We start from the raw sequence: 13,486 nt of genomic DNA on the forward strand, positions 1-13,486 counted from the left end.
ATCTTCGCGCTCACCGGCTTCGCCGCCGGGATCGCGGGCCCCGCGCTCACGGTGGCGTTCTTGATCAACGGCTTCGTGGCGCTGTTCACCGCGATGTCCTACGCCGAGCTCGGTGGCGCGTTCCCCGAGGCCGGTGGGGGCTACCTCTGGGTCGCGGAGTCACTGGTCGAGCCGAACGGCTTCTACGCCGGGTGGATGAGCTGGTTCGCCCACGCCGTCGCGTGCGCGCTCTACGCCGTGACCTTCGGGACCTACTTCACGGAGTTCCTCGTCACCGTGACGCCGCTCACCGAGAACTTCGTGTTCTTCGGCTTCCTCACCCACTCGCTGGCCGAGCGCCTGTTGGCGGCGCTGGTGGCGGTCGGCTTCGGCTACGTCAACTATCGCGGAGCCGAGGAGACGGGTCGCGCCGAGGTGGTAGTGGTCGTCGTCAAGCTCGTGATCCTCGGGCTGTTCATCGTCTTCGGCGCGTACGCCACCCTCACCACCCCCGACTGGCCCGCAAAGTTCCTCTCGAGCCCCTCGTTCGCACCCAACAGCGTGTTCGGGATCATCGGCGCGATGGGTTTCACCTACATCGCGTTCGAGGGCTACGAGATCATCGTCCAGTCCGGTGAGGAGGTCAAAGATCCCGGAAGAAACGTGCCGAAGGCGGTGTTCTACTCGCTCGCGGTCGTCGTCCCCATCTACGTCCTCGTCGCGTTCGTCGCGATCGGCGGGATCGACGTCACGCAGGAGATCGCGGGGTTGGCGGGTGTGAGCGCGGGCACACCGACGTGGCAGGCGCTCGGCGGGCTCGGGGAGCTCGGCATCGTCGAGGCGGCCAACCAGTTCATGCCCTACGGTGCACTCCTCCTGCTCGTTGCGGGGGTGGCAGCCACGTCGAGCGCGCTCAATGCGACCGTGTACTCGTCGAGCCGGGTGTCGTTCGCGATGGGGCGAAATCGGGAACTCCCCGCGGTCTTCGAACGGATCCACCCCGAGCGCCGCACGCCCCACGTCGCCATCCTGCTCTCGACGGTGCTGATCGTGGCGATGTCGGTCACGCTCCCGATCGAGAGCGTCGCGGCCTCGGCCGACATCATGTTTATACTACTATTCATCCAGGTCAACTGGGCGCTGATACGGATGCGGACCACCCACCCGGACCTGGACCGTACCTTCACGGTGCCGTTCATGCCCTGGCCCGCGCTGATCGGGATCGCCGCCCAAGTCGTGCTCCTGCCCTTCCTGATCTACGAACTCGGGCTCGAAGCCATCGGGATCGGCACCAGCAACGAGGGGCTCGTCGCACTCGCCGTCACCGGGGTCTGGATGGTCATCGGGCTCGCGGTGTTCTACGGCTACTCGAAGGGCAAACAGGCCGAAGAGCGCGAGGCGGAGACTCCGACGGTGCTCGCGGCGGAGTCCCCCGAGGAGCGCGAACGGCGGATCCTCGTGCCGCTCGCGAACCCGGAGACGACCGACCGGCTCCTCCGGACCGCAATCGACCTCGCGCGCGAACGCGACGCCGAGATCCGGGTGATGAGCGTCGTCACGGTCCCCCGTCAGACCCCGGTCGAAGAGGGTCGGCAGTTCGTCGAGACGAAGCGCGAACTCCTCGAAGAGGCCATCGAGACCGCCGAAGCGGCGGGGGTTCCCGCTGGCGGCACGGTCAGGATCGGCCACGACGTCGCCGACGCGATCATCACGACGGCCGAAGCCGAGGACGTCGACGAGATCCTGTTGGGCTGGCGCGGCCGGAGCCGTCGCCGGGATTTCGTGCTCGGGAGCAACGTCGACCGGGTCGCCACCGACGCACCGTGTGACGTCCTCGTCGAGCGGATCGGTCCGCCGACCGCGGTCGGATCGATCCTCGTCCCCACCGCGGGCGGCCCGCACGCGGCGTACGCCGCCGAGGTCGCCAGCGCGCTCGCGAGAGCGAACGACGCCCACGTTCGCGTGGTCTCGGTCGTGCCGCCGGACGCGTCCGCGGACGAGCGGGAGCGAGCGGAACGCGACGTCGAGACCACGGCCGCCGTCGTCGAGTCCGAGGACGTCGCGGGCGACGTAGTCGAGGGTGACGAGGTCGTCCCGACGATCGCTTCGCTCTCGGCCGACCACGGCTTCACGATCGTGGGTGCGAGTCGCGAAGGGCTCCTCCAGCGCCTAGTGTTCGGCGCGACCCCCGAGGCCGTCGGTCTGGAGGCCGACGGCACGGTCATCATGGCGAAACGCCGGCTCGACCTCCGATCCCGGCTCTCACGGTGGTTCCGGCGGGCCCGCAACGGCGGGTCGTAACTCGATCCGTTCCGGTCAGTCGTCGCTCGCCGCGCTGACCCGGCGGTCCGAACGCGGTCCGTCGAGTTCCACAGCCGGGAGGAGGTCCCTGAGGTAGCGCCCGGTGTGGGAGTCCTCGTCGTGGGCGATGGCCTCCGGGCTGTCGGCCGCGACGACCTCGCCACCGTGTTCGCCGCCCTCGGGACCGAGGTCGATGACGTGGTCGGCGTTCTTCACGAGGTCGAGTTCGTGTTCGATCACGACGACGGTGTTGCCGTTGTCGACGAGGCGCTGGAGCACTCCGATGAGCTTGCGTTCGTCGGCCGAGTGGAGCCCCGTGGTTGGTTCGTCGAGGAGGTAGAGGGTGTCGCCGGTCTGCTTCTTCCCGAGCTCCTCGGCGAGCTTGACGCGCTGGGCCTCGCCCCCGGAGAGGGTGGTCGAGGGCTGGCCGAGGCGCATGTAGTCCAGCCCGACGTCGCGGAGGAGCTGGAGCCGACGCTTGAGTCGGGTGTCGGCCTCGAAGAACTCGTAGGCCTCCTCGACACTCATATCGAGCACGTCCGCGATGGTCTTGCCCTTGAACTCGACCTCGAGGGTCTCGTCGTTGTAGCGCGCGCCGCCGCACTCCTCGCAGGGGACGTGGACGTCCGAGAGGAAGTTCATCTCGATCTTGACGGTGCCCTGCCCGCCACAGGCCTCACACCGCCCGCCCTTGACGTTGAAGGAGAAGCGCCCCTTCTCGTAGCCACGCTGTTTGGCGAGGTTTGTGCTCGCGAACCGCTCGCGGACGTGGTCGAAAACACCGGTGTACGTCGCGGGGTTCGAGCGGGGCGTACGGCCGATCGGCGACTGGTCGATCAGCCTCGCGGTCTCGATGTCCTCGTGTTCGATGGCGTCGTGCTCGCCGGGGTCGACAGTTCTGTTGTCGTTCATCTCGCGAACGAGGCCCTTGTAGAGCACGTCGTGCATCAGGGTGGACTTCCCGGAGCCCGACACGCCCGTGATGGCGGTGAAACAACCGGTCGGGATCGAGACGTCGAGGTTCGCGAGGTTGTGCTCGCGCGCCCCGCGGATCCGGATCTCGCCCTGGGGTTCGCGGCGCTCCTCGGGCACCGGGATCGCCCGCCGTCCCGAGAGGTACTCACCCGTGATCGAGCCCTCGACCTGCTCGATCTCCTCGACGGTGCCCTGGGCGACGACCTCGCCGCCGCGCTTGCCGGGGCCCGGGCCCATATCGATCACCTCGTCGGCCCGGCGCATCGTGGCCTCGTCGTGTTCGACGACGAGTAGTGTATTGCCGATGTCGCGGAGCTCTTCGAGGGTGTTCAACAATCGATCGTTGTCGCGCTGGTGCAGTCCGATCGAGGGCTCGTCGAGCACGTAGAGCACGCCCACCAGCCCGGAGCCGATCTGGGTCGCGAGTCGAATGCGCTGGTTCTCACCACCGGAGAGCGTGGCGGCCTGGCGGTCGAGGGTGAGGTATTCGAGTCCGACCTCGCACATGAACCCGAGTCGCGACCGGATCTCCTTCAGGATCTCCTCGGCGATGGTGCGGTCGCGGTCGGACATCCCGTCCTCCATCCCCTCGAAGTGTGCGAGCGCGTCGCCGATGGACATCCGATTCACGTCGGTGATCGGGGTGTCGTCGACCAGTACCGCGCGGCTCTCGGGTTTGAGGCGGGTCCCCTCACAGGCCGGGCACGTCGTAACGGCCATGTACTTCTCGATGTGCTCGCGCGTGCTCTTGCTCTCGGTCTCGACGTACCGACGGTCGAGGTTCGGGATCACGCCCTCGAAGCGTTTCTCTTTGCGCCGTGTGCCGTTCCGCGTTCGGCTCTCGAAGACGACCTTCCGGGAAGTGCCGTAGAGAAACGCGTCCTGAACGTCGGGGTCGAGGTCCTCGAAGGGCGTGCTGAGCGAGACACCGAAGTGGTCCGAGACGGCGTCGAGCCGGGTCTGATAGTACGACCGGGAGTAACTCCAGGGTTCGAAGACCTCTTTGAGGGGCTTCTCGGGGTCCTGGACAACGAGATCCCGGTCGACCTCCTTGGTCTCGCCGATACCCTCACACTCGGGGCAGGCCCCGTGCGGGCTGTTGAACGAGAAGCTCCGGGTCTCGATCTCGGAGATGTCGATCCCACAGTGGGTACACGCGAGGGCTTCGGAGAACTCGACCACCGCACGGTCGTCGGCCTCACCCGCGAGGTCGCCGGTCGCACGTGCTACGGCCCCACCGAGGTCCGCGTCCTCGGGTGGGTCGGGGAGGATGACTTTGAGGACGCCGTCGGCCTCTTCGAGCGCCGTCTCGACGCTGTCGGTGATCCGCGACCGCGCGTTCTCGCTGATCTTCACGCGGTCGACCACCACGTCGACGGTGTGGTCGTAGTTCTCGTCGAGTTCCGGTCTGTTTGTCGCGAGGTCGTAGCTCTCGCCGTCGACCTCCACCCGCGAGTAGCCCTCGCTCACGAGGTCGTCGAAGAGGTCCTCGAAGGCCCCCTTCTGGTCGCGGATGACGGGCGCGGCGACCTTCGCCCGCGTCCCCTCGGGCAGTTCGAGGATCCGCCGGACCATCTGCTGGGCGGACTGCTCGCCGACCTCGCGCCCACAGTCCGGACAGTGGGGCACGCCGACGCGGGCGTAGAGCAGGCGAAGGTAGTCGTGGAGTTCGGTGACGGTCCCGACCGTGGACCGAGGGTTGTTGGCGGCGTTCTTCTGGTCGATCGAGATCGCCGGCGAGAGCCCTTCCACTGTTTCGACCTGGGGCTTGTCCATCTGACCCAGGAAGTTCCGTGCGTAGGCGGAGAGCGACTCGATGTATCGGCGCTGGCCCTCCGCGTAGACGGTCTCGAAGGCCAGCGAGGATTTGCCGGATCCCGACAACCCGGTGACGACCGTGAACGCGTCGCGCGGGATGGTGACGTCGAGGTCTTTGAGGTTGTGCTCTTCGGCTCCTCGGACCTCGATGGCGTCCTTACTCATTGTGTTCGCTGGGGTCGCCGGGAGTGAAACCCTGTCGGTTCCCCACCTTTTGCTGCGGTCGCTCACTTCGTTCGCTCCCTAGCAAAATGTGGATCAAAAGCCAGCGTCACCCCCTCGTTTCACTCGGGGGTTCCTCGGCCCGCTCGCTCACTCCGTTCGCTCGCGGTACTACCACTAGCACCTCCGCAACCGCACAGCACCGCACCGCCGAAGCCCTCGCGCCCTCCGGGCGCTCGCCCTTCATCCGCCAGGCTCCGCACTGCAACCGCTGACCGCAACCGCACCGCGGCCGCCACCGTACCGCCGCCGGACGACGGCCCCGCCCCCGCTCCCCACGGCGTTCGTGCGAAACTATTTCACTTCGACCGGCGAGAACCGACCAATGTCACGCACCGACGACGCTCTCGCGGGCATCGAACTCACCGACGACGAGTACCGAGTCGTCCAATCGTTGGTCCGGAACAAGTACCGGGCCTACGATTCGTCGGGCGACGTGGTCCTCAAGGGCTCACAGAAGATGTTCCGGCTGAAGGAGGAGTTCCCGTTCGTCGGCCCGGACGGCGACCCGGTGTTCACCGTCACGGCGGGGGGCATCCTCGACGTCGCCGGCAACTACACCCTCACCGACGACGTCACCGGCGAACCGGTCGTGGTGCTCGATCGGCAGTGGACGATGCTGACCGACAAGTGGACCCTCCGCGACCCGGACGACGAGTCCGTCATCGCGCGGATCGAGTCCGGGAGCACCCTCGCGGACCTCCTCAGATACGCCTCCGACGTCTTCTCGTTCATCCCCCACTCGTACGAGATCACCGACGCCGGTGGCGGCCACGTGGGCTCGATCGACGGACGGTTCTCGCTCCGCGACGAGTACACCGTGAGGGTCGACGACACCGGCGACGTCCCGAAGGAGGCCGTGATCGCCGCCGCAATGGTGATCGACGCCATCGAGGGGAACTGACCGAGCGCGAATTCCGCTGATTCCGGGGTACTTATTCGGGCCAGCGGCGAATCGAGCGTATGAACACCGGTCGCCGTCCGTGGAACGGGTGCGGAACGTCGCGTAGCGTTCGATCCGACGAGGGGCGAACGACGTAGCGTGGCCTCCGACATCGACCACGGGACACGCGCGAAGGAGGTTCTGGGGCGGTCGCGGTGGTGGCAAGTCGTCGCCGCCGCCCTGATGATGGGGCTCATCAGCCCCTACCAGTACGTCTGGTCGTCGATCGAGGGCCCGCTCGCCGCCGACCTCAACGTCCAGCTCTCGGCGCTCAGCGTGGTCTTCACGCTCTTCGTCGCGATCCAGTCCCTCTCACAGTTCCCGGTCGGCATCTGGCGCGACAACCACGGCCCCCGAACGATCAGCCTCGTCGCGGGCGTGCTCGCCGGCGGAGGATACCTCGGATTGGCCTACGCGACGGCGATCTGGCAGGTCTACCTGCTCTACTCGCTCGGCGCGCTCGGGGTCGGTATCGTCTACACCGTGGCGGTGAACACCGCGCTCAAGTGGTTCCCCGACAAGCGCGGGCTCACCACCGGGATCGGCACGATGGCCTTCGCCGCCGGGAGCGCCGTGTTCATCCCGTACGTCCGCGCGAACACGGGCCTGGGGGCCTACTCGGAGGTCCTCCGGAACATGGGTCTCCTGATCGGGGTCGGCATCCTCGTCGGCGCGGTCGCGCTCCGCGACCCGCCGGAGGACTGGCTCGCCGACGACGATGACGACCAACGAACCGCCGCGAACGGGGGCACCGCGACCGCTGACACCCGCCGCCAGTACACCCCGCGCGAGGTGCTCCGAACCTGGCAGTTCTGGATCCTCTTCGTGACCTTCACGTTCGTCAACGCCGCCGGCCTGTTGGTGACCGCGAAGGTGGTCTCGTTCGCCCAGAGCTTCGGGCTCGCCGCCGCGGTCGCCACCACCTCCGCGACGGTGCTCGCCCTGGTCGGCGGCCTCAGCCGGATCGTCGTCGGTGGGGTCTCGGACAGGGTCTCCCGAAAGTGGGCTATCGTGGTGATGTCACTGGTCTCGGGGCTCGGGCTGTTCGCGATGGTCTGGCTCGGACGGCTGGGGTCCGGGGTGGGGTTCATCGCCGCCGTGGTCGTCACCACCTTCTTCTGGAGTCCCCAGTTCACGCTCTATCCAAGTCTCGTCGGCGACTACTACGGCGAAGCCAACTCCTCCAGCAACTACGCGCTGGTCTACATGGGCAAGGTCGGCGGCGGCGTGCTCGGCGGCGCGGTCGCGGGCTGGCTGATCGCGGTCGCGGGCTGGACGCCGACCTTCCTCGCCGGTGGCGTGCTCGCGATCCTCGCGGGTCTCATGTCCATCGCCCTCAAACCACCCGAATAACCCCTCCCGGTCGCCGCTGGTTGGGCTCTCGTCCCGTTGGCTCGCGTCACCCCTGAAGCACCCGTCCTCGGATGGTTAGTCGTCGCTGTGGATCGGCCCCGTGTCGTCGACGATACGTCCCACACGGGATTCCGGCGAGCCTGTCTCGGGTGTGGATCCCGTACTGGGTAGGGAACGGTGAGCGCTCGATGTGCGACCGCACCCGAGGGCTGTTCCGCTTTCGAGACGTTGGTGCACTCCATGTGGGAACCCGAAGCCACGGTCGTGAGGAGCGCCTCGGGAGTCGGGGGCGCTCTCGCCGAGTTCGACTCCGGGACCGGGGTGGTTTTCGCGGCGGCCATCGCGCTCGCGGTCGTCCACTTGCTCGCGGGCGGCCTCCGCGCCATCGATCGTATCCCGCGAAGCGGATGGCTCTCGTTCGGGGGCGGGATCTCGGTCGCGTACGTCTTCGTTCACCTGTTCCCCGAGCTCCAAGAACGGGGCGAGATACTCGAGGAGAGCGACCTCTTCGTCGCGGCTTTCTTCGAGCATCACGTCTATCTCGTCGCGCTCACCGGGTTCGCCGTGTTCTACGGTCTCGAACGGCTGGTCACCCGCTCGCGACAGGACGACACCCCGTTCGGGGTCTCGCTGCCGGCTGCTGGGGTCTTCTGGATCCACATCGGCTCGTTCGCGCTCTACAACGGGATCATCGGCTACCTCCTCCACGACCGGGCCGGTCCCACGGCGACCGTCCTGTTCGCCGTCGCCATGGGAGTGCACTTCGTCGTCAACGACGCCAGTCTGCGCGAGGACCACGAGCACCGATACCACGACGTCGGTCGGTGGGTGCTCTCGTTCGCGGTCGTCGTCGGGGCGGCCATCGGCGCGTTCTTCGAGGTCGGCGAGGCGCTCGTCGCCGTGTTGGTCGCCTTCCTGGCAGGCGGGATCATCCTCAACGTGATCAAGGAGGAGCTCCCCGAGAACTTCGAGAGCCGGTGGTGGGCGTTCGCGGTCGGCGCGGCGGGCTACACCGCCGTCTTGCTGCTCGTCTGAGGCGTCGGCCACCGCAACTGGCGATCGAGTGACTTCTCCACACCTGCGTGCTCGGGTCCACGGTGGACCCGTGCGGATTCAGTAGCCGGCGACGGTGCCGTCCTTTCGGGGTTCGGTCGCACCCGAGAGGACTCCCTCGTTGTTTCTCGCGATCTGTGCGCCGCCGAACTGCACGGGTGGAAGCACCCGGACGTCGTGACCCATCCGCGCGAGTTTGGTCGCGAGGTTTCCATCCATCCGTCCCTCGATCGCGAGCGAGCCGTCCTCACGGTAGCGCCATCGCGGGAGGTCGAGCGCGGCCTGGAGCGGGAGGTCGTAGTCCACGACGTTCGAGATGGTCTGGACGTGGCCCTGGGGCTGCATGAACCCGCCCATCACGCCGAAGGCGGCCCAATCGTCGCGGCTCCCGTCGGGCGCGAAGTCCACGAGCCCAGGGATCAGGGTGTGGAACGGCCGTTTGCCCGGTTCGAGGCTGTTCGGGTGGTCGGGGTCGAGCGAGAACGACGCGCCGCGGTTCTGGAGGGCGATCCCGGTGTCGCCGGCGACCAGCCCGCTCCCGAAGCCCGCGAAGCGCGAGTTGATGAACGAGACCACGTTGCCCGCGGCGTCGGCGACACAGAGGAGGACGGTATCGGCGTCCTCGGCGTGTGAGTCAGGGACGCCAAAGCTCACGTCGCTCGCGGTCGCGTCGACGTCGTTCGCTCGCTCCGCCGCCCACGCCCCGGACGCGAGCGGCGGTACGTCCTCGTAGGTCGGGTCGGTGATGTAGCGGTGGCCGTCGTGGAACGCACGTTTGGTGGCCTCCGCGAAGTAGTGAACCCGCTCGGGCGAGTCGAGGGGGTAGCTACCGGCGTCGACCTCGTTCGCGATGTTGAGGGCTTCGAGCGCGATCAGTCCTTGATTGTTCGGCGGAAGTTCGTAGACCTCGGCACCGTTGTAGCGCGTCGAGACCGGGTCGGGGAAGGTCGGCTCGAAGGCCGCGAGGTCGTCCGTGGTGAGAAAACCGCCCTTCGACTGAATCTCCTCGGCGATCGCCTCACCGATCCGGCCCTCGTAGACCACGTCCGCGCCCTCGGTGGCGATCGCCTCCAGGCTCTCGCCGAGTTGGGGCAGACGCATGCGCTCACCGACCGTGGGCGCGTGGCCGTCGTTCAGGTACGCCTCGGCGGCATTCTCGTCGGTGAAGAGGGTCTCGGCACCTTTCCAGTGGTCGGCGATGACCTCCGTGACGGGGTAGCCGTCCATCGCGTAGCGGATCGCGGGCTGGAGCGCGTCGCTCAGGGTTCCACGGCCGAAGCGCTCGATGGTCGTCTCCCATCCCCGCGCCGTCCCGGGGACGGTGACGGCGTGCGGACCGAGGAACGGCATCCCGCGCTCGCCGCCGCTGTCGACCGCCGCCCCCCGGCTTTCGGGATACCACTCGTCGGCGTCCGCGTGGGTCTCGACCGACTCGCGGACGTTCTCGATCGTGGCCTCGGCGGGCGCGCCGCCACAGGACGACATCGCGCCGACCTCGCCGTCGGCGGTGCGGTAGAGCGCGAAGACGTCGCCGCCGAGGCCCGTGCTCGTCGGTTCGACGACGTTGAGCGCCGCGGCGGTGGCGACGGCGGCGTCGAAGGCGTTGCCGCCCTCCCGGAGGGTCTCGACACCCGCCTCGGCGGCGAGCGGCTGGCTGGTGGCGACGACCCCCTCGGTGGCGTAGACGGTCGAGCGGCGGGAGGTGAATCGATCGAGATCGGGTGCTGGCATGCCACCACTCCACCGGCCACCATCGTAAATCCCCTGCCGACCGGATCCGCCGTCCGACGAGGGATCGCCCGTTCGCACGCGACGGTCTCAGCCGCTGATGGAGACCCGGTTGAACTTCTGTTTGTAGTCGCCGGCGACCCCGAACGGCGGGATGTCGACCGCCTCGTACCAGAACCGCGGGGTCGTCTCGTGGTAGACCGGGAGGCTCGCCACCGTCTCCCAGTTCGCCTCCTCCATCGTGACGTAAGCGTCGTTGCGGGCCTGCTGGGCCGCGTCGGTCGGTGCGGGGTTGTTCTGGACCGTCTCCCACGCCGAGACGGCGCGCTGGGCGGTGTCGGTGTCGGTCGGCTGGTTCGAGTACGACTCGGGCGAGGCCGCACTGGTGTCCGAGGTCGCGGGGTTCAGGTGTTTGAGGAAGGCGTCCGGTGCGGCCCACGGCACGATCCACCCGAGGGTGAACGCCTCGACGTTGCCGTTCTGCACCTGTTCGAGCAACGCCGAGAACTGGATCTGCTGGATCGTCATCTCGATGTGGGCGCTCGCGAGCTGGTCGCGGAGGAGCTTCGCGGTCTGGAGCCACGTGTCGGACTGGTAGATCGTGAACCCGAGTTCGAACGGGTCGTTCTGGCTGTAACCCGCCTCCTCCATCACCCGACGGGCCTCGTCGAGTTGTGTCTCGTTGTAGCCGTAGGGGTACTGCTGTTTCGCGTGGCGCTGGTAGGCCTCCGGGCCGCCGGGGTAGATGCTCGGGACGGTGTAGTGGTACGCCGGCAGCCCGCGACCCTTGAACACCTGGTCGACGACGGTGGACTGGTCGAGGGCGTACGCCATCGCCTTCCGGACGGGCGTCGGCACGTTCGGGACGTTGAAGCCGATGTAGTAGACCGACAGCGACGGCACTTCGAGGTAGTTCACCGTCTCGCCGTTCTTGAGCGGGCCGTAGGTGCCGTGGCGTCGGCCCTGGTCGTCGGTACGTTCGATCGTGGCCTTCTCCTGTTGGTACTGGGCGGTCGGGATGTTGAAGACGTCCGCGTTCCGGCCGACCACGTAGTTGTAGATGGAGCTCGAATCCTCGATTATCTGCCAGTTGACCCCCGAGACCTGCGGGACCTCGCCGTGGTAGTTCTCGAACCGCTCGACGTCGACTGCGGTGCCGGCATCCATGCCCGCGAATCGGAACGGCCCCGCGCCGACGGGGTCGTTCGCGAACGCGCCCTGCTCCATCTCGCCGTCGTAGCCCTCGATGTCGCCGACGATCCCCTCGGGGACCGCCGCGAACTGGTTGTTCGAGAGCACCTGGAGCGCGGCGTGGAACGGCTGTTCGATCTCGAAGCGGAAGGTGTAGTCGTCGACCGCCTCGGTGGCGAGCGTGCCGGGTCTGTAGGCGTCGTCGCCGTCGGTCTCGTGGGCGATCCCGACCGAATCGAGGATGTCCGCGACAGCCTGGGAGTTCGGCGACGCCGCGAGGCGCTCGTAGCTGTAGACGAAGTCGTTCGCGGTGACCTCGTCGCCGTTGTGGAACGTGACCCCTTCCTTCAACGAGAAGGTGTAGGTCGTGTAGTCGTCGGAGACCTCGTAGTCGGCCGCGATGAGGTTCGTGACCGGGATCTCGCCGTTCGGATAGGTCATCAGCCCGTCGAAGACCTGCGTGGTCACCGCCCCCGAGGCCGTGTCGGACGCCGCGACGGGGTCGAACGACGAGACGCTGGCGCTGACGAGGTCGAGCCGACCGCGCTCGTTCGACCCGCCGCTCGCGCCGGCGGTGGCGTTCCCGCCGCTTGCGTTGCCGGCGGCTCCGTCGGAACCACCACCGCTGCCGTTGGCGCTCGACCCGTTCGACCCATTCGATCCGCCATCACTACCCCCACCGGAACAACCCGCGAGCGCGGCCGCACCCGCCGCGCCCGTCGCCAGAAGGAATCGTCGCCTCGTCCGCCGGTCACTGCTGTCGTTTGTCACGGTATACGTTATCGCGAATACACCCCGGAAATCACTTTCGATAAATTACGTAGCAGAACGGATTCGAAAGGAGTCGCGGGTCGCGACGGGTCGTTCGCCGGTCTCGTCGAGTAACGACGTTTTCATCAGCGTGAAAGATATTTTCCATCATCGAAAATCGTTGGGGGTGGATGGAAACCATTATCAGGTTCACGAGCCAACCTGGGGGTGATAGGAACATGGCACGGCTACAGCTCAAGAACCTTCACGCGAAGGTCGCGGAGGGCGGGGAGAAGATCCTCGACGGCGTCGACCTCGAAGTGTCGTCGGGCGAGATCCACGCGCTGATGGGACCCAACGGCTCGGGCAAGTCCACGACCGCGAAGGTCATCGCGGGCCACCCGGCCTACGAGGTCACCGAGGGCGAGGTGCTGGTCCACCTCGACGAGGACGAGTTCGAGGGGATGACGATCCCCGAGGAGAAGCGGACCTGGAACCTCCTCGACCTCGAACCCAACGAACGCGCAGCGGTCGGCGTCTTCCTGGGATTCCAGTACCCCGTCGAGATCGAGGGCGTCACGATGGTGAACTTCCTCCGAACGGCGCTCAACGCCAAGCTCGAAGAGCGCGACGACCTCTTCGAAGAGGGCGAGGCGGACGAGGAAGAAGAAGAGGACTCGGGCTACGACACCTCGCCGATGGAGGGCAACGTCGACGAGGGCGAGGTCAGCGTCTCTGAGTTCCAGGAGCTGATGGCCGAGAAGATGGAGCAGCTCGACATGGACACCACGTTCGCCCAGCGCTACCTCAACGCGGGCTTCTCCGGTGGGGAGAAGAAGCAGAACGAGGTGCTTCAGGCCGCGATCCTCGAGCCGTCGATCGCCGTGCTCGACGAGATCGACTCGGGGCTCGACATCGACCGCCTCCAGGACGTCTCGAAGGGCATCAACGCGCTCCGTGACGAGCAGGGTGCGGGCATCCTCCAGATCACCCACTACCAGCGGATCCTCGACTACGTCGAGCCCGACCACGTCCACGTCATGCTCGACGGCAAGATCGCCACCAGCGGCGGGCCCGAGCTCGCCGAACGCCTCGAGGACGAGGGCTACGACTGGGTCCGCGAAGAGGCATACGAGACAGCCTGATAAGGCTACGACCACTACCCCACAACGA

Annotated in this window: 8 protein-coding genes; 5 read left to right on the forward strand and 3 right to left on the reverse strand. The window is 67.2% G+C overall.

Going from position 1 to position 13,486, the window contains the following annotated elements:
• On the forward strand, positions 1–2,280 hold a 2,280-nt coding region (locus tag D3261_RS06790), incomplete at its 5' end, for an amino acid permease (RefSeq protein WP_120070649.1).
• A 15-nt stretch (positions 2,281–2,295) separates the two neighbouring features.
• On the opposite strand, the gene uvrA is transcribed toward D3261_RS06790, so the two are convergent.
• Positions 2,296–5,238 (reverse strand): excinuclease ABC subunit UvrA, encoded by a 2,943-nt coding sequence (gene uvrA / locus D3261_RS06795; RefSeq protein WP_120070652.1) that lies wholly within the window; start codon positions 5,236–5,238, stop codon positions 2,296–2,298.
• A gap of 382 nt (positions 5,239–5,620) precedes the next feature.
• Between uvrA and D3261_RS06800 the strand changes: the two genes are divergently transcribed.
• The 3 genes from D3261_RS06800 to D3261_RS06810 all read left to right on the forward strand — a co-directional run bounded on the left by D3261_RS06800 (position 5,621) and on the right by D3261_RS06810 (position 8,626).
• Entirely contained in the window at positions 5,621–6,199 is a 579-nt protein-coding gene (locus tag D3261_RS06800; protein WP_120070655.1) for an LURP-one-related/scramblase family protein, read from the forward strand.
• A 138-nt stretch (positions 6,200–6,337) separates the two neighbouring features.
• On the forward strand, positions 6,338–7,591 hold the full coding sequence (locus D3261_RS06805; RefSeq protein WP_120070657.1) for an OFA family MFS transporter: 1,254 nt from the start codon (positions 6,338–6,340) through the stop codon (positions 7,589–7,591).
• A gap of 240 nt (positions 7,592–7,831) precedes the next feature.
• Positions 7,832–8,626: a hypothetical protein gene (locus D3261_RS06810; RefSeq protein WP_199693944.1), complete on the forward strand. Its 795-nt coding sequence runs from the start codon at positions 7,832–7,834 to the stop codon at positions 8,624–8,626.
• A 78-nt stretch (positions 8,627–8,704) separates the two neighbouring features.
• On the opposite strand, the gene D3261_RS06815 is transcribed toward D3261_RS06810, so the two are convergent.
• Together D3261_RS06815 and D3261_RS06820 are read right to left on the reverse strand one after the other, a co-directional pair.
• A complete protein-coding gene (locus tag D3261_RS06815) occupies positions 8,705–10,375 on the reverse strand; it encodes a gamma-glutamyltransferase family protein (RefSeq protein ID WP_120070660.1) in 1,671 nt (556 codons plus the stop codon).
• Positions 10,376–10,462: 87 nt separating this feature from the next.
• A complete protein-coding gene (locus tag D3261_RS06820; protein ID WP_120070662.1) occupies positions 10,463–12,334 on the reverse strand; it encodes an ABC transporter substrate-binding protein in 1,872 nt (623 codons plus the stop codon).
• A 218-nt stretch (positions 12,335–12,552) separates the two neighbouring features.
• On the opposite strand from D3261_RS06820, the gene D3261_RS06825 reads away from it, so the two are divergent.
• The gene (locus D3261_RS06825) at positions 12,553–13,458 is read left to right on the forward strand and encodes an ABC transporter ATP-binding protein (protein ID WP_120070664.1); all 906 of its coding nucleotides are present in this window, start codon (positions 12,553–12,555) and stop codon (positions 13,456–13,458) included.
• The last annotated feature ends 28 nt before the right edge of the window (positions 13,459–13,486 follow it).

Origin of the sequence: Halococcus sp. IIIV-5B (genome assembly GCF_003602035.1) — an archaeon.
GTDB lineage: Archaea > Halobacteriota > Halobacteria > Halobacteriales > Halococcaceae > Halococcus > Halococcus salsus.